Annotated in this window: 10 protein-coding genes, 3 pseudogenes and 1 riboswitch; of the genes and pseudogenes, 10 read left to right on the top strand and 3 right to left on the bottom strand. The window is 35.5% G+C overall.

Going from position 1 to position 18,534, the window contains the following annotated elements; translation table 11 throughout:
* The first annotated feature begins 81 nt into the window (after window positions 1-81).
* Entirely contained in the window at window positions 82-981 is a 900-nt protein-coding gene (locus MHH45_RS07000) for a M23 family metallopeptidase (RefSeq protein ID WP_016114426.1), read from the top strand.
* A 41-nt stretch (window positions 982-1,022) separates the two neighbouring features.
* Here MHH45_RS07000 and MHH45_RS06995 read toward each other — a convergent pair whose 3' ends face one another.
* Window positions 1,023-2,318 (bottom strand): Nramp family divalent metal transporter, encoded by a 1,296-nt coding sequence (locus tag MHH45_RS06995; RefSeq protein WP_016114427.1) that lies wholly within the window; start codon window positions 2,316-2,318, stop codon window positions 1,023-1,025.
* A gap of 550 nt (window positions 2,319-2,868) precedes the next feature.
* On the opposite strand from MHH45_RS06995, the gene trhO reads away from it, so the two are divergent.
* Window positions 2,869-3,843, top strand: a complete 975-nt coding sequence (trhO, locus tag MHH45_RS06990; protein ID WP_088094433.1) for an oxygen-dependent tRNA uridine(34) hydroxylase TrhO — start codon at window positions 2,869-2,871, stop codon at window positions 3,841-3,843.
* Window positions 3,844-3,987: 144 nt separating this feature from the next.
* On the opposite strand, the gene MHH45_RS06985 is transcribed toward trhO, so the two are convergent.
* Entirely contained in the window at window positions 3,988-4,533 is a 546-nt protein-coding gene (locus MHH45_RS06985) for a GNAT family N-acetyltransferase (RefSeq protein WP_088094432.1), read from the bottom strand.
* Between the two features lie 172 nt (window positions 4,534-4,705).
* Here MHH45_RS06985 and MHH45_RS06980 point away from each other — a divergent pair, with 172 nt between their 5' ends.
* Window positions 4,706-5,620 (top strand): ketopantoate reductase family protein, encoded by a 915-nt coding sequence (locus tag MHH45_RS06980; RefSeq protein WP_088094435.1) that lies wholly within the window; start codon window positions 4,706-4,708, stop codon window positions 5,618-5,620.
* Between the two features lie 387 nt (window positions 5,621-6,007).
* A pseudogene (locus MHH45_RS06975) lies at window positions 6,008-6,160 on the top strand (phospholipase); the annotation flags it as partial.
* A gap of 418 nt (window positions 6,161-6,578) precedes the next feature.
* Here MHH45_RS06975 and MHH45_RS06970 read toward each other — a convergent pair.
* Window positions 6,579-9,011, bottom strand: coding sequence for a PAS domain S-box protein (locus tag MHH45_RS06970; RefSeq protein ID WP_088094430.1), 2,433 nt, complete (start codon window positions 9,009-9,011; stop codon window positions 6,579-6,581).
* Between the two features lie 378 nt (window positions 9,012-9,389).
* A riboswitch (cyclic di-AMP (ydaO/yuaA leader) is annotated at window positions 9,390-9,538 on the top strand.
* A gap of 141 nt (window positions 9,539-9,679) precedes the next feature.
* Here MHH45_RS06970 and MHH45_RS06965 point away from each other — a divergent pair.
* From MHH45_RS06965 to nheC, 6 genes and pseudogenes are all read left to right on the top strand, one after another.
* Window positions 9,680-11,506 (top strand): APC family permease, encoded by a 1,827-nt coding sequence (locus MHH45_RS06965; protein ID WP_016114433.1) that lies wholly within the window; start codon window positions 9,680-9,682, stop codon window positions 11,504-11,506.
* 628 nt (window positions 11,507-12,134) lie between these two features.
* Window positions 12,135-13,658, top strand: a complete 1,524-nt coding sequence (locus MHH45_RS06960) for a sensor histidine kinase (RefSeq protein ID WP_088094429.1) — start codon at window positions 12,135-12,137, stop codon at window positions 13,656-13,658.
* A complete protein-coding gene (locus MHH45_RS06955; RefSeq protein WP_088094428.1) occupies window positions 13,621-14,295 on the top strand; it encodes a response regulator in 675 nt (224 codons plus the stop codon). Before MHH45_RS06960 ends, MHH45_RS06955 begins: the two co-directional genes overlap by 38 nt.
* A 219-nt stretch (window positions 14,296-14,514) precedes the next feature.
* Window positions 14,515-15,621, top strand: a complete 1,107-nt coding sequence (locus MHH45_RS06950; protein WP_088094427.1) for a hypothetical protein — start codon at window positions 14,515-14,517, stop codon at window positions 15,619-15,621.
* Window positions 15,622-15,659: 38 nt separating this feature from the next.
* Window positions 15,660-16,760: pseudogene (locus MHH45_RS06945) on the top strand (hypothetical protein).
* A gap of 432 nt (window positions 16,761-17,192) precedes the next feature.
* Window positions 17,193-18,274, top strand: a pseudogene (gene nheC / locus MHH45_RS06940) (non-hemolytic enterotoxin subunit C).
* Window positions 18,275-18,534 lie beyond the last annotated feature (260 nt).

Here is an 18,534-nt window from a genome sequence, read left to right as displayed (position 1 = left end):
AAGTCGTAAGTATTTCTTTCATAGGTCTTAAAATTTGTTTTGTATCATAACGAATGAAGATATAGAAACGGAGGATACAGCATGTGGAAGAAAATAATACTTACAATTTTATTTATCGTTTTGTTTATAAGTTGGGGATCAATTTATTTTGCTAGGGGTGTTGTATCAATCTTCGCTTGGTGGGGAGTACAAGTTTTTAGTGTTTTTTCTATCATTATCCTAACCATTTCAGTTATTTTAATTGCACGAAATTTATTTTCTAGAAATTGTTTAGATAAAACAATTATTTTTATTTTTGTTTTATCCATAGTTGGAGCTTGGCCAGCATGTTGGTTTGCCGGGATAGGGCAAATTGCTTATCCAGCAGATGTTCATTCGGCAACCCCGAAAGCAATGGTTCGTCTTCCGTTGAATCAAGCCGCGTTAGTCGGATGGGGAGGAGATCGAATCGAAACAAACTATCCTCACGTCATGGTACCCTTTGAACGCTGGGCATATGATCTTCTTGTTCCTCCGGCTGGGATAAAAAGCTCAAAGCTAGAAGACTACGGTATATATGGAGCAGAGGTAATCACTCCGGCTTCTGGAATGGTTGTATCCATCAATAATGATGAACCTGACTTGAAACCGGGAACTGATGACTTTGATTCTATGACTGGCAATCACATATACTTACGCTTAGATGAAACAGGAACATATCTTATTCTTGCGCATTTGAAGAAAGGATCGGTACGAGTGAAGGAGGGACAACATGTAACAAAAGGAGAAAGCCTTGCCCAAGTTGGAAATTCAGGAAGTTCCAGTGAGCCACATTTGCATATTCATCATCAGCGGCAAAATCCATCCAATACGAGCATGTTTCTTTCGGAAGGCTTGCCATTATATTTTCGGGATATTGATGGGCCAGCTATGCCAAAAGGTGGCGTTCGTATGGAGAATGGAAATGAGGTACCGGTAGGAGATGTTATTTCACCTTTCTAATAAAAATTCCCCTCTGCATTTCAAGCAGAGGGGAATTTTTATTAACCAGTAAATGTTTGATACAGTAAGAAAATGTTTAAAGCAATAATGAGCCCGGCAATTAACCAGGCAATTGCGTTTGTAATGCGATGATTCACTAGTACACCCATAATCTTTTTGCTACTTGTAAACATAATAAGAGGTACTAATGCAAATGCGATTCCAAATGATAGTATAACTTGACTCATAACAAGAGCGTAAGTTGGATTCACACCTAAAGCGATAATAACAAGGGGCGGGATCATTGTAATAAAGCGTCTTACATATAAAGGAATATGCATGCGGATAAATCCTTGCATAATAATATCACCAGACATTGTACCGACGGAAGAACTAGATAAACCAGCAGCCAACAATCCAATTCCGAAAAGGCTGGCTGATACAGGTCCAACTAAGTTGCTAAATTCATTAAAAGCAACGTCTAAATCTTCAACATGTAATCCGTTTTTGAAGAACAAGGCAGCTGCTACGATTAGCATACTTGCGTTAATTGCTCCAGCAATCACCATTGCAATAATGATATCAATGAATTCAAAGCGAAAAATCTTTTTGCGCTGTTCATCTGTTGTCCCAACTACGCGGCGCTGCGTTAAGGCAGAATGTAGATAAATTGCATGTGGCATTACTGTTGCACCTAAAATCCCAGCTGCAAGTAAAATACTATCTATACCCTGAAATTTAGGAATAAATAGTCCCGAAAGAAGGGGACTTAGCTCTGGTTTCGCATAAAACATTTGTACACCAAATGCAACAACAACAATAAAGACCATCCCTGTAATAACAGCTTCTAATGGGCGGAAGCCTCTGCGCTGAAATTCAAGAATAATGAATGATCCGATTGCTGTGATTAAAGCAGCAGGTAACATTGGAATGCCAAATAGCAAATATAATCCTAAAGCAGCACCGATAAACTCGGCTAAATCAGTAGCCATAATAACGAGTTCACCCTGTATCCATAAACCAATTGAAACGGGTTTTGGGAAATGTTCGCGAGCAACTTCTGGAAGGTTTTTACCAGTAGCAATCCCGAGTTTCGCTGATAGAGACTGAATTAAAACGGCCATTAAATTGGAAGCGAGAATTACCCAAAGTAGTAAATAACCATATTGTGATCCAGCTGCAATATTTGTAGCGAAGTTCCCTGGATCAATATAAGCAACAGATGCGATGAATGCAGGTCCTAGAAAAGGTAATAATTTTTTTAGTCCCTTTGTTTCACCACTTAAAGCTAGATGAGCAGATTGAACGGTTGTACTTTGAGAAGGGATATGTTCATCTTTTGTTATATTTTTATTCATAGTAGTTTTCCCCTTTAGTTTCTTAGCATGATGCAATTATTGTATTTATTCTTACTATCTATTTCAATACATTTAGATGTTTTAGTTGATTTTTTTATTTGAACACAAATGTTTCCTTAATGCAAATTATATGACAGTGTACAATAAAAGGTGTGCTAGAATTGAGGAATAGATAATTATTTAACAAAAATGAATAAAACATCGAATATGTAGTTGTAACTTTTTGGAGTTTAGGTGGATAAAGAGAGTTAATCTATAATATGGATTAGAAAAAGGCATGTTTTTCAATGATAAAATAGAGAACACAGCATATTAATTGCTGGAAACCAATTTGTATGTTATATAATATATTGGGATTACATCACAACTCTATTGGATTGTGATGTAATCTCGTTTTTCATTTGCGTTAACTTATAGGAAAACATTACAAATAGGAGAAAGTTATTTGAACAATAGTTAACATATCTTTTCTTATTCTTATATGTTCCGATATGATCGTTAACTTATACATGATTTTAAAATATCGAATTAGATAGGTGGTAAAAATAAAATGTCAAATACAAAACCATACAGAGTGTTACTGTACTACATGTACACTACAATTGAGAATCCGGAAGAATTTGCTGCTCAGCATTTAGAATTTTGTAATTCACTTGAGTTAAAAGGAAGAATTCTTGTAGCAGGAGAAGGAATTAATGGAACTGCTTCAGGTACTATTGAACAAACAGAGAAATATATGGAAGCAATGAAGAACGACCCACGTTTTACTGGAATCGTGTTTAAAGTGGATGAAGCTGATGAACATGCGTTCAAAAAAATGCATGTGCGCCCTCGTTCAGAGCTTGTTACACTTCGTTTAGAAGATGATATCAATCCGAAAGAAACAACAGGTAAGTATTTAGAAGCAAAAGAGTTTTATGAAGCAATGAAGGAAGAAAATACAGTTATCATAGATGCAAGAAATGATTATGAATATGAGCTAGGGCATTTTAGAGGCGCGATTAAACCTGATATTAAATCATTCCGCGAATTACCAGATTGGATTGATGAAAATAAGGAAATGTTCGAAGGTAAAAAGATTTTAACATATTGTACAGGTGGTATTCGCTGTGAGAAGTTTTCAGGCTGGTTAGTGCGTGAAGGATTTGAGGATGTAAGTCAGCTTCACGGCGGGATTGTAACGTACGGAAAAGACCCTGAAGTGCAAGGTGAACTATGGGATGGACAATGTTACGTATTCGATGAGCGTATTGGTGTACCAGTAAACCAAAAAGAACATGTTATTGTTGGTAAAGACCACTTTACAAAAGAACCATGTGAGCGATATGTAAATTGTGCAAATCCAGAATGTAACAAACAAATCTTATGCTTGGAAGAAAATGAAGAGAAATATTTACGTGCATGTTCACACGAATGCCGTGTTCACCCGCGTAACCGTTATGTAAAAGAACATGAATTAACAGAAGAGCAAGTGGCTACTGCATTAGAAAAAATTGAAGAAGAAAATAAAGTTAAACTAGGATAATATTTCATTTTAATAAAAAAGCGGATCTAATCGTAAAAGAGAGGATCCGTTTTTAAAATTTCTATTTAGATAATGAAAAAGACTACACATTGCTTGTTTGCAGTAGCTTATATATAGTTCTTGAATTTCTAAAAAGAAGAGAAGCTACTTACTTTTGTTATAATCAGATCTTGTTAAACCATAAACAACAGTATCTTCATAAACTCCCCAGTACAAACAACTTTGTTTAAATGTGCCTTCATATTTCAAGCCTAATTTTTGCATAACTTTAGAAGAAGCTGGGTTTTTAGTGAAAGCATCGGCGTAAATACGATTTAGCTGTAATTCTTCAAATGCATATGTAATGATGACCTGACCGGCTTCCGTGCAGTATCCTTTACCCCAATATGATTTACCCAGCCAGTATCCTAATTCTCCTTTATTGTGTTTTTTGTTAATAAAAAGGTAAATACAACCGATGAGCATATTTTGCTCATTAACCATTGCAAAGTGAAAACTGTCTCCCTTATCCATAGCTGTATGAGTAGAGGTAATCCACTCTTCTGCCCAGCCATCTGGATAAGGGTGAGGAATAATTGTAGTAGTTTTCGTAACCTCTTTATCGCCTGCTAATTCTTGAACTCTCGGAGCATCATCTAATTCAAATGGGCGTATTGTTAATCTTTTAGATAAGAACATTGGATATTGCATTTCTTCTCATCCTTTCTAACTATACAAGTCTTTACTAAGTTTATAATACATAATTTTTAAAATAAAACCTTATTAAAAAGTTGAATCTTCTGTTTAATTAACGAGTCAGATGTATAATATAGTTATGCTACAAGGAAGTGAAATTTTCATGTTTGGAAAAGGGGAGTTCTATATGCGTATTTTAGTACTAGGAGCTGGAGGAGTCGGAGGATATTTTGGAGGCCGTTTAGTAGAAAAAGGGGAAGACGTTACTTTTCTCGTTCGTAGTGGGCGAAAACAACAGCTTGAGAAAAATGGTCTTGTTATTCGTAGCATAAATGGAGATTTCTCCTTTATACCACAATTAATCACAAAAACTGAATCCGCAGATCCATTCGATTTAATTTTATTTTCAACAAAAACTTATCATTTAGAAGAAGCAATAAACGATTTGAAGCCATTTGTTGGTGAGAACACAATTATTATACCACTACTAAATGGTATAGCCCATCTATCTGCATTACAACGGGTATTTGGTGAGGATAAAGTTATTGGAGGTTTGTGTTTTATTGAAACAACATTAAACGGTGAGGGAGATGTTGTTCAAACTAGCTCTGCTGACCGACTTGTATTTAGGAAAATTAAACATCTACATACAGAGCGAATATATGGGATTGCCAATACATTAAAGGGTACAAAAGCAAGTTTTGTTTTGAGTAATCATATCGTGCAAGATATGTGGCATAAATATTTATTTATTACTGTTATGTCAGGTGTGACTACGCTAATGCGCGCACCAATAGGACCAATCCGTGAAAGTGATGGGGGACGGGACTTGATTCGGAATTTATTTGAAGAAGCAGCACAGATTATGAAAGCATCTGGAGCCCCAATTCAGGATAATAGTGTTGACGAACATATGAAGACGATTGATAAGATTTCATATGATATGAAATCTTCTATGCAGCGGGATATGGAGAAAGATTCACCTATCGAGGGGGAGTACTTACAAGGATATTTGCTGAAATTAGCAAAACAATTTCATATAGATGCGCCATTGTTAAAAATTATTTATCAAAATTTAAAAGTTTATGAAGAGATGCTGTAAGCGAACATTCCAACAGTCTATAGAGAGATTCGTAGACCTGCTGGTGTGACGGATTTTTGAGGAGACATTTCCAAGTGAGTTACTGTAAATGAGATATAATTGGCTTGTTGTCTCTTGAAACAAGCTACAGCATAAGGAGAGGTGATTGCATTGATTAAATTTGTCCAAGTTATGTTCGGTAAACCTTGCAAAAAAGGTGATACGTTCCAAATTAAATTTGCACGTTTTGTTTATTGGAGTGCAATTGCAGGCTACTTTTTTGCGGTGATTCTTTTTGGGATAGCTTCACTTTTTAATAAAATATTCATTTTAGGTAATTGTATATGAACATTCAATATTTTATCCCGCTATTCGCCGATAGTAAGACTCTCACCTTAAAGTTCAATGAAAGGTTGGTTCCTAAAAGCAGCTGTATCACAAAATTCTGCTGCTAAATGGCGTGCTGAAGTAACACCGGTAACGGGAAAACGTTTAATGGAAGCACAGCGTATTACAGATGGATATATCCATTTATGGTTTGATACGTACGTGAATCAATAAGAAATAAACTTATACATGACACAAATTAATATGAAAAGAGAGGAGCTCTTACTAGAAAGGTCCTCTCTTTCTTTTTCTATTAAGTTCATTTGATCGATCTGTGTATTACAATCATGTTTGGTATACCAATTGTCTGTACGACAAGGATGACCTTATTAAGATACGGCAACGATTCTAGGAATAATTCACCATATCTAAAAATTTTCCCATTTATGTTTCAAATTTGCTAGTATTTTTACACCATCACCAGCTTCTAATAGATATTGTTCTTTGCCTTCGAAAAACAAATTATTTATAATATTCAAAAGCGAAAAAGTTTCTTTTTCTAAACTATAGAAAAGAAACTTTTTCGTTTTTGAGATGTTTTTCTTTTTCATTTCATGGTGAAAGGGTGTACCTAAAAAGATGAATAAGAGCTTTAATTTTTGAGAGTAGCTATGGGAAGATTTATATTAACTATTGTTCCTTTCCCCACTTCGCTGTCAATAAGTATCTTTCCTTGGTGCTTTTCAATCATTTTATAACAGATCATTAATCCTAAACCGATACCATCTTCTTTAATACTATAAAATGGCTCTCCTAGATAAGGTATACGATCTTTTTCAATTCCGCATCCGTAATCAGTAAATCGAATGTTTACCTGGTTTTTATCAGGTATATATTCGATTTGAATCAAGATTTCCCCTCCCATTGCTGTCGCTTCAATCGCATTTTTTAAGATATTTATAAAAACTTGCTTTAATTGATTTCCTTCACAAAGGATGAATGAAGTATCAGATGTAAACTCAGTTGTAATTTGTATGTTGTTCATCATTGCTTGAGGCTGAAGTATCATTACAACTTGTTCCATTAATACATTAAGATCATTTGTTTTAATTTCTAACGCCTGAGGCTTTGCTAGCGCCATAAATTCATTTGTAATACTGTCTATTCGCTCAATCTCTGATAACACGATATCTATATAATGCTCATTGTCCTTATTTTCTGTTGATTTTAGTAAATGCATGAATCCTTTCATTGCTGTTAAAGGATTGTTAATTTCATGGGCAATTGCAGTGGCTAATTGACCTACTACAGCAAGTTTTTCCGATTTTCTTAATAATTCTTCTGTTTTTAACCGTTCCGTGATATCTCGAGAGATACTTAAGAAAACGTTTTTGCCATTCAAGTTAAAAACACGGACACCAAACTCAGTTGTTATTGTTTTTCCTGTTGGAAAAACAAATTCATCTTGCAAAGTGAAAGAAGTTTGCCCTTCTCTAATTTTTTCTATTACTCTTTTGACCATTGGAGAATCTGGCGGAACGGTACTAGAAAATGGCATCGAGAGAAGCTCTTCTCTACTATATCCAAATCTTTTACACCCAACAGGATTTACCTCTATAAATCCTGTTGGAAGTTGATCCTCATTCAGCTCTACTACATATACTGCGTCAGTTGCTTGTTCGATTAGTGCACGGTATTTCATTTCACTGTCTTTTAATTGTTGATGTAATCGATGGAGTTCTCTTTCTGCTTGTTTCCTTTCAGAAATGTCTCTACAAATTCCTGATAAAGCAATTACATTGCCCCTTAAATCTAGAATGGGTGAAACCGTCAAGCTTACATCAATGAGAGTTTTGTCCTTGCGTTGTCGCACTGTTTCTAACTTAGTAATAAGAGGATCTTTTGCGGTAATGTTTTTAATATTTTCTAGAGTTTGATCCATTAAAAAATCTGGTACGCAAGGTAATTTTTCCCCCAAGATTTCTTTTTCTGACCATCCAAATATCTTTTCATAAGCTTTATTGGCTTGTATCATGTGTCCGTCTAAATCAAATATAGTGATAGCATCTACGTTATGATTTATAAATGATTCCAGCCGTTCTTTCGTCACCTTTAGTTCATCTTCCGCATTTTTTCTTTTCGTTATATCAACAGTAGAACCAACTACCTCAATAACTGTTCCTTCTCGTTTAACAGGCCTAAGAGAGAAAAGGATAATAGTCTCATCATTTGGCCATGGCAGTTCGAAATTGACTTCTTCACCATCCCATGCCTGTTGATAATATTTTAATAGTCGAGGAAGTAAATGAAATGGAACAATGGAAGAATCTATGGTCAGTAAACTTTTTCCTACCACTTGTTTGGAGTGAAACCCATGGTGATAAAATAACTGCCCATCACATAAAGTGTGGATAAAATCCCCATTTTCTTTTTTAAATTTAAAAATACCTCCTTGCAATTCATGTACGGTATCCCTTAATTCTTGCTTGGATTCTAGTAATGTTTCATTCGCTTTAGTTAAATTTTGTGTTAAATAATATAATTTTTGATAGGACTCCATAAGAAAAATACTGATCAATAGTCCAGAAGATATAAATAATGTACCTTGAATGTCAAAAAGTATAAGAGGTATAGAAGGAAAAAAGAACCCGAATACCAAATGGATCATAGCTATATAAACAGCTAGATAGAGAAAGACTCTCTTAAAGGGATGAAGCTTCTTGAGATATGTTTCAAAAATAGTATATATAGTAGCTATTCCTAAAGACACAATCAAAGATGGTCCCCAATTACCACCAAGATAGAAAATGCGCATAATTATAATAAATGTTATTGTAATCCAACCAGCCGTACGACCAAAATAAATGTACGAAATTATAAGAGGAGCCATTCGGAGATCATAAAACAATCCCATGTGCTTAAAATTAAAGACCATCAAAATAGCAGCTATGATACCGGCAACTACTCCTCCATATAGCTGGTTTAATTTAGAATTAATATTCAAAATCAACACTCGAATAAATATAGCTGAGCTAACTAGGAAAGCAAAAATGGATAGATTAATGAAGAATCCTTTGAAAATCATGTAATATTCCTCCTCCTATTGAATATATTCGACAAAAAGTAAGGAAATCCTACAAATAAAACGGGTTTTAGATTTAATATTTCGAACAATAGGAGTATTAATAGGGGAACTGATAGAAGTAATCGATGGGTCTAGATATATGTATACTGTAATTGAAAAAAGGTGAAGTCTATTCATTAATAGATAGCGTATATATAAATAATTTGATTGTGGTGTAAAAACTTCAAAAGCTAATTTTATATGATGCATTATATTCATTTACGAAGTAATATCCTATATAATCATCACAATTTTTCTATTTCTAAAAATTTAAGCTATTGTTTAAAAATTTTTGTTTACTTTTTCTAAATAAGGGAGTATGATAATCGACAGTTTCGAATTTCTAAATCGCTGAAACCTGATGGTACGGGGGAACCGTTTTTGTGGATTGATATATAATTCAAGGGGTGAATCCTTGCAAAAGAGGTAGGGCTACTCACAGGCCCGAATCCGACAGCTAACCTCGTAAGCGTTATATGAGAAGGAAGGTGGAGCTTGTGCGACAAAAAAATTAATGTCTACAAGTCTATTTGTTATGGCTTGTAGACATTTTTTGTTTTCTGAAAAATAGTATATTAATTTGACTAAAAGAGAAATGTACGTACAAAGTTATTGGAGAGTGGACAGCAGTGGTTTCAACTATAAAGAGGTTTTTAATTGGAAGACCATTAAAATCAACCGAATTAGGAGAGCAAAAGCTTAATAAAACGAAAGCGTTAGCGATTCTATCTTCTGACGCATTATCATCGGTTGCCTATGGTCCGGAGCAAATATTAATTGCTCTATCTACAGTGGGGGCGTTAGCATTTTGGTATTCTATTCCAATCGCAATAGGAGTCTTAGTTTTGCTAACAGCTCTAATTTTGTCTTATAGACAAATTATTTTTGCGTATCCTCATGGGGGAGGAGCGTATGTAGTATCAAAAGAAAATTTAGGTGTGAATCCAGGGTTAATAGCTGGAGGTTCCTTATTAGTAGACTACATTTTAACGGTGGCAGTAAGTGTATCTGCAGGTACAGATGCACTTACATCTGCTTTTCCTAGTCTACATGCTCATAATGTGGTTATTGCTATTATCTTTGTCTTATTTATTACAATTTTGAACTTAAGAGGAGTAACGGAATCAGCTTCTGTTTTAGCTTATCCCGTTTATTTATTTGTTTTAGCGTTATTTATATTAATCGGTGTAGGTATATACAACATTGTAACAGGTGAAGTCTCACCTAATTTGCATACACCAATTGGTACACCAGTAGCAGGGGTTAGTTTGTTTTTACTCTTAAGAGCATTTGCATCAGGTAGTTCTGCTTTGACAGGTGTTGAAGCCATTTCCAATGCGATTCCAAACTTTAAAGATCCGGCTCCTAAAAATGCTGCTAAAACGTTACTTGCGATGGGCTCCTTACTTGCAGTGTTATTTTCAGGAATCGTATATTTAGCTTACTATTATGGTGTTACTCCAAGTGAAGAGGTAACAGTTGTTTCACAAATTGCCGAAGAAACATTTGGACGGAACTTCATGTATTTCTTTATTCAAGGAACAACAGCGTTGATATTAATACTTGCTGCTAATACTGGTTATTCTGCTTTTCCTTTACTAGCAGTTAATCTTGCAAAAGATAAGTTTATACCTAGAATGTTTACAGTTAGAGGAGACCGATTAGGGTATTCAAATGGAATTATCATACTTGGAATTGCTTCAATTCTTTTAATTATTGCTTTCCAAGGGCAAACGGAACATCTCATTCCACTTTATGCAGTAGGCGTGTTTATTCCATTTACGTTGTCCCAGTCTGGAATGGTGGTAAAATGGATTCGTGAAAAGCCTAAAGGGTGGATTTTAAAATTAACGATTAATTTAACGGGTGCTATTATTAGTTTTATAGTTATGAGTATGTTCTTTTTAACTAAGTTTGCACAAGTTTGGACAGTGTTAATTTTCTTACCTGTCATTATCATTGTTTTTCATCGAATTAGAAAGCATTATGAAGCAGTAGGTGATCAATTAAGTCTTAGAACTTGTGAACCAATTGTGCCGATTCAAGGGAATGTAATCATTGTTCCTGTTGCTGGCATGACTCATGTAGTAGAGAACTCATTAAATTATGCTAAATCCCTTTCACCAGATCAGGTCATAGCTGTTTATGTTTCTTTTGAAAGAGAAGATGAGAAGAAGTTTGAAGAAAAATGGAAGAAATGGCAGCCTGGAGTTAGGCTGGTGACACTACATTCTCATTACAGAAGTATTATTCAGCCGCTAACTAAATTTATTGATACAGTTCAATATAAAGCTAACGAATCAAATTATCGGGTTACTGTAGTAATACCGCAATTTATTCCTAAGAAAGGTTGGCACAATATTCTTCATAATCAATCGAGCTTACTGATTCGCGCATTCTTGCTGTATAAGAGAAATGTAGTTATTACGACGGTACCTTATCATTTGAAAAAATAAAGATTATAGAACAAACAATTTCTAAGGTAGCTTTACTTATGTAGAGCTACCTTTTTATATTAATAGATTGTATACCTAATCTTTGTTTTAAATTTGGTATTTCGAAGCTGTTTACGATCCCAAAATTTATTTTTCCTAACGTTGTTAAAATTCCTCCCGTTTATTTTCACCAATTCTTTGAACGACCTCGGTTTTTTAAATGATTATCCATATTTTATGAATGTCTTTAATTAATACAATAAAGATATATAGTTTTTGATTTTTCCTTTAAGAATATTATTCCAAAAATGAATTTTCCACATCTACATTCTCCATTAAGTAAAAGGGTATAGTTTATATATGTTTCTCCATCCCAATCTACATTTTTAAGAAGTAATGATAAGAAGGGAAAGGATTTGGTTTATAGAAGTGTAAGGAGAGGCTATATTCGTGCACAAATAATTTTAAAAGTATGCCAGGAAATCTTTGATTTATCAAGAAAAATGTAATTTAAAATCAATTATATAAAGCAGAATCTTGGGGGGGGAGGGATATGAAATTATAATGTATATCATATAGTAGGGAGTAGGTTTTAATAAAAGTTAAACAATACGATAGTCACTATATTTTCAATTAGGAAGAAAAGAACATGAAATTTCTGCCTCGTTTTGTCCGATATTTCCACCGTTTGCAGTGGAAACTGACTTTATTTTACGTGTTAACAACCATTGGTGTTCTATTAACCCTTGAAGTGGTAGGCTTTCTTATTTCACTTAGTCTAGTGAAATATAATGCTGACCAAATGTTTGAACAACAGATAAGCATACAGGCCCAAAATATATCTTCTAACTTTAATGGACCATTGATTAATCAAAATCAACTGAAGAAGGCTTTAGAGGATTGGCCCATAGAAGTAGGGACTGAATTCGATGGATTTTCTGTGGTGACTGATCCAAACGGGAGATTACTCGCAAGTGCTGGAGAGAATGTGCCCCAGTTTATTGATTTTAAAGCAGAATTCCCTGCGAAAGTTTATCAAAATATATATACAGCTCTGTCACTGAAACCATCCGAAGCACGTAAATTAAAAACATATAGCTATCATAAAGGTGGGGTTTTATATATTGTTGCTCCGTTATCTAATGAGAAAGATGTTCTTGGGGTATTAGTAGTCAAAGCAGAAAACATACATTTTTCTTTGGTCGATTTTTGGAGGGCTACTTTTCAGTTTTTTGGATTTAGTATTTTAGCTTTCTTTATTGGTGCAGCAATTGTTGGTATTACCTTTGGAATTATCACCTCTCGAAGTCTCGTTCGTCGTATTCAAAAGATATTAAACTCTACAGATCAATGGAGTCAAGGAGATTTCACAACATTTATACATGATCCTTCAAAGGATGAATTGGGGCAGTTGGCACGTAAGTTGAATCAAATGGCGAAACAATTACATACCTTACTTAGAGTGCGGCAAGATTTAGCGACACTTGAGGAACGCAATCGATTAGCTCGTGAGCTACATGATAGTATTAAGCAGCAACTGTTTGCTACATCTATCTGGTTAAATACTAGCAAATCTTTTATCGGAAAAGATGATGATACCGCTAAAGGCCATTTGTTAAAGGCAGAAAACTTGTTACATCAAACGCAGAGGGAGCTAAGTGTATTGATTCGGGAATTACGTCCTGTCCCATTGGAGGGGAAGAATTTGGCACATGCATTAAAAGATTATGTGGGGATGTGGCAAGAACAAACGGGTATTATAGTTAATTTGGAGACAAGTGGACAGCAACAAGTATCTCCTATTATTGAAGAAACATTTTTTCGTATCACACAAGAGGCACTGAATAATGTTGCACGTCACAGTCAGGCAAATATGGTAGTGATTCATCTAGATTGTGAAGAAGTTGTGACTCTTTCTATTTATGATAATGGTTGTGGGTTTGATATTCAAAGGGGAGCTCGACAAGGAGTAGGTTTGTCCTCTATGCGTGAACGGATGCATGCGTTAAAGGGGGATATTGATATCCAAAGTGAAATAAAGAAAGGTGTGAAAATTACCGTTCAATGTAAACAGACAGATATTCGAGAAGATACCAATCCGAATGCCGATTGTTATTTAGAAGAGGGGATAGAAAATGGAGAAGGAAGATCCAATTTCGATTTTAATTGTTGATGATCACGCAATTGTAAGACAAGGATTGAATACTCTATTCACAATTCAATCTGACTTTCAGGTAGTTGGAGAAGCAGAAAATGGTGAAATTGCTACGGCTCTAGCTGCTGAACTTGTGCCGGATATCGTACTAATGGATTTAGTGATGCCAGGTACTAATGGTATAGAGGCGATTCGAATGATTAAACAAGTTAGTCCTCGTTCTCAAGTGATTGTGTTGACTTCGTATCATGAGGATGAGTACATTTTTCCAGCATTACGTGCAGGGGCAATATCATATGTGCTTAAAGACATTGAGCCTAATCAATTAGTTGAAACGGTAAGGAGAGGCGTACAAGGCGAATCCATTATGCATCCACGAGTGGCTGCACGGGTTGTTACTGAGATTCGTGCTACGAAACAGGCATCTCCTAATCCATTTTCCGAGCTGAGTGAACGAGAATTGGAAGTATTACGATTGATTGCTAGGGGTCTCACGAATGCTGAAATTGCTAAAGGTCTTTTCATTAGTGAAAAGACAGTTAAAGGCCATGTTAGTAACATTTTAAGTAAGCTTCATATGCTTGATCGAACGAAAGCTGCTGTTTTTGCTTGGGAACAAGGGTATATGCGTCCGAATCAGGAAAAAAATTATTAATATAGATTAGAAATTTTCTTATACCAATTCCATTACGCGGAATTGGTATTTTTATTTTTCCGTCTTTCCAGTTTGTTAATCTGCAACTTTGACTATGAAAATTGTTTTATAAACAGACCTCTAGAACTGTTTATAAACAGTTCTGTGGATTCGTTTCAAACTGGCTTTCTTATCATAATATGAACTTATTCATCAATATACACTAGGGAGTTGAAGAATATGGTTTTTAAATTAAATGATATACGAAAGTCGGCTGATCACTATTCACAAAATACATTGAAAGATGGGAGGGGAAAGCGGAATTTTTTGCTATCAAATTGGCATCGATGGATTGCCTATATAACTGCAGTTTGGTCCTTCTTTTACGGATCTCTAGGGCTTTATTGGGCTTTAGGAGGCGCAGGATTTCCTTTTGGTGAAAATGATTCAAGAGGGTTTATGATGGGATCATTTTTAGCAAACATACGATCGGATGTAGGAGGAGTGACAATCGCTTACATTGGAGGGATTGGAGCAATCGCTGCATTGGCTACAATCCGAATATGGGGGGAAATGATTCCACGTGCAGTCCTGCTCATTTTCGCATGGATAATGAGTATCACTCTAGTATTTGTGATTCCTGATGTCCGGGTATTACAGAATTTCGCTTATTCATTCATGCTACATTTCCAACTCATTGATTGGCCTGTAATAAATCAACTTCTATGTATGGTAGGAGGATTTTTGTGGGGAGCAACAGCTTTGGCCTATCAGAGGCGGAGCCGGGAAGCTTGTGTGAATTGCGGACGCCAAAAGGGGACTCAAAATACATCAATTGCCGGAAACAGTTTGGGGAAATATGCAACCTACATTGCTATCGTTATGGCACTTCCTTATGGTATTGTCCGCTTAGCGTGGGCTGCAGAGATTCCATTGGGAGTAAGTGATGCAGCAGCAACATTAATTAGCAATCAATCATTTACGGAACGTTTGATAGAGGCCGTACTTGGTGGATTACCTATATGCGGCGCTATTCTTACATTGGGACTTATCCAAAAGTGGGGAGAAAAGTTTCCTCGTTGGTTCCTTTATTTGGCTGGAAAACGTGTTCCTATTTGGTTCGCGGTGATACCGGCAACATGTGCATCTGTTCTTATCACTCTTGCGGGATTAAAAATAAGTCCGATTATCATTTTGAAAATATTGGACGGTTCAATCAATACTGGAAATTGGGGAGAATTAGGACCTTCACTATTTTGGCTTCCATGGGGAGTAGCATTAGGGCTAGCAACTATTGCTTATTATCAAAGAAGGCGGGGACAGTGTAAATATTGTAGAAGATTTTAGTATTATAACTTTCTAATAGAAGGAGTTGTTCTTTCATGTTGTTAAATACTGAGAAAAAAAGCGAAAACGGAATTCATATTTTTAGATGGTTATCATTATGGCCCAAATGGATGGGGTATACTGCGGGTATTTGGTCATTGATGTATTTGATACTAGGTCAGTATTGGGCGTTGGGAGGAAAAGGTTTTCCACTTGGGAAAGGGGATCCACATTCTGAATATTCAATGCTAGCTGGTTTGAGGCCTGAGATTGGTGCACCTATGATGGTTGGATTTGGATTAATGGGAGTCATTGTAGCTGTCCTGATGATTCTTGGCTGGGGCAAGGGACTTTTCCGAATAATATTGCTTACGTTTGTGTATATGTTAGTAGCGATTCTATTATTTGCAGTTATCGATTACCGTATTTTGGCGACTACGGCATATGGAATTGTCTTTCTGGTTGGAGCGCCATTTGATTTTCCACCTGGAGCTAATTTTTTTGAACATATGATGTATGGGACGGTTGTAAATCAATATGTTAGTATGCTCGGATCCTTTCTATGGATTACTACTGCTTTAGCCTACCAACGTCAAACACGAAATGCTTGTCTGTATTGTGGCCGAAATAGTAATCCTTCTAAATGGACATCACAATCCTGAGCAGCATCTTGGGGGAAATGGTGCACTTACATTGCTATTATAATTCCTATCTGTTATTCCATAACAAGATGGTGTTGGGCGATAGGCATTCCACTAGGAACGACTAAAGAATTACTTGATTCTTTTGAACGTGATTCACCTGGAATTTGATTAATGGGTGCGTCTTTGGCAACAGTAGCGCTTGGAGGGGCAATTCTTACGCTAGGGCTTATTCAGCGATGGGGAGAAATTTTTCCGCGTTGGTTTCCATTCGTTTCTGGTAAGCGTGTACCTCTTTCATTAGCGATTATCCCGGCTTCACTGGTTTCCATTATGGTTACTTCAGCTGGTTTGATGTACATCCGAGGTTTTATTAATAAAGGGGGCTTAGATCATAGGGGATGGGCATTGGAAGGTCCAGAGTTATTATGGCCAATTTGGGGATTGGCTCTGTTTGGTGCTACGATTGCATATTATTATCGTAGGCGTAATAGATGTAGACACTGTGGTAGTTTGTAGCGTACTTTGCTAATCAAAAAGTAGAAATAAAATAGGGTTCTTCAGTAAATTTTACCATTTAATTGAGTACAGTAATCGCTCGCTTTTAGGTAATGAATATAGGAGATAGATGGGACTTACTACCTATGAATAAAAGAGCAGAAAGGGAATGCTTTCATCAGGAGGATGATTAATTCATTTTCTTTTTTTATAAAAAGAGAAAATGAGTTATTAAAGTAGTGGATACAAAAGCGTAATAAATCACTAATGCTCTATATAGAGATACTTGGTAATTTTTTCGGACATATAAAGTATGGGATGCAGGTCTCCTGTTCAATTTTGAGCAGGAGATTTTTAATCTCATTATTCGTGAACAGAGAGACACAGAGAATGATTGAGATAAAGAGAATCTCAGCTGATAGAAGTTGTACTTTATACAAAGTAGGTGGAGATATGAATAAGAGGCTTTATAAGAAAATCATGTTGTCAATGATGGTTCTTGGGGTTACGACAAGTAATATTGTACCATTGCATCCTCTTGCAGCAGAACCAAAAAAATCCATTCATTACAAGAAAGTGATAAAAACTATTCCCTTGGTCCTGCTGGATTTCAAGATGTAATGGCGCAAACAACATCTAGTGTATTTGCAATGGATTCGTATGCGAAAACAATTCGGAATCAACAAGAAACAGATTTGAGTAAGATAAGTTCAATAAATGGTGATTTAAAAGAAAATATGCTTAAGCATCAAAAAGAGGAAAAAACGAATGCAACATATTGGTTAGATGAAATGAAACCTCAAATTATGAAAACAGATCAAAATATAGTGGAATTTAATGGGACGTTTCAATCTTATTACAGCAGTCTAATAGCAGCTGTTGACCAGAAAAACAGAGAGAAATTGAAATCCGATTTAGAAAAATTATACAATATCATTTTGACTAATCAGAGTGAAGTGGATAAGCTATTAGAAAATCTAAAAACGTTTCGAAATAGAATGGCGGAAGATACAAAAAGCTTTAAAGGTGATGCAAATCAATTAACAGCAATTTTAGCAAGTACGAATGCTGGAATTCCACTTTTGCAGCAGCAAATCAATACTTATAATGATTCAATTAAAAAAAGTAATGATATGGTGATTGCTGGGTCAGTGCTTTGCGCGGCGTTAATTACGTGTCTTGCAGGTGGACCAATGATTGCTGTTGCCAAGAAAGATATTGCAAATGCAGAGAGAGAAATCGGAAATTTAAAGGCGAGAATTTCTGGGGCGCAGGCAGAGGTAGCTATTTTGACTGATGTGAAAAATAAAACAATAAACATGACGGAAACAATTGATGCAGCCATTACTTCTCTTCAAAATATTTCGAATCAGTGGTATACAATTGGTGCTAAGTATAATAACTTGTTACAAAATGTAAAAAGTATCAGTCCTGAGGAGTTTACTTTTATTAAAGAAGATCTGAATACAGCTAGAGATAGCTGGCAGGATGTCAAGAATTATACAGAAAAATTACATGAGGATGTAGTGAAATAAAGTAAGACTCTAATCAGTGGGGTGGCCTCCACTGATTTTTTGTTTTGGTTGAAGTTTGAAACGAGGATAAATAGAGGTTTAAGGAACCTCATATGCTTTAATTCAAGGGACGGAAAAAAGAAATTTATTAATAGAGATTTTTTCCAAAATAAATAAAGTGAAGGCTTTTACGGGCAGTAAGACTCCCATCTAACTTCATTACTTTTGCCGAATTTTAAGGTGGGAGTCTTACTGCCTACAAATAGCGTGATAAATTTGAA

It is taken from the genome of Bacillus sp. FSL K6-0042, from assembly GCF_038006685.1.
Classification (GTDB): Bacteria; Bacillota; Bacilli; order Bacillales; family Bacillaceae_G; genus Bacillus_A; species Bacillus_A pseudomycoides.
This window is presented reverse-complemented; position numbering and strand designations above follow the sequence as displayed.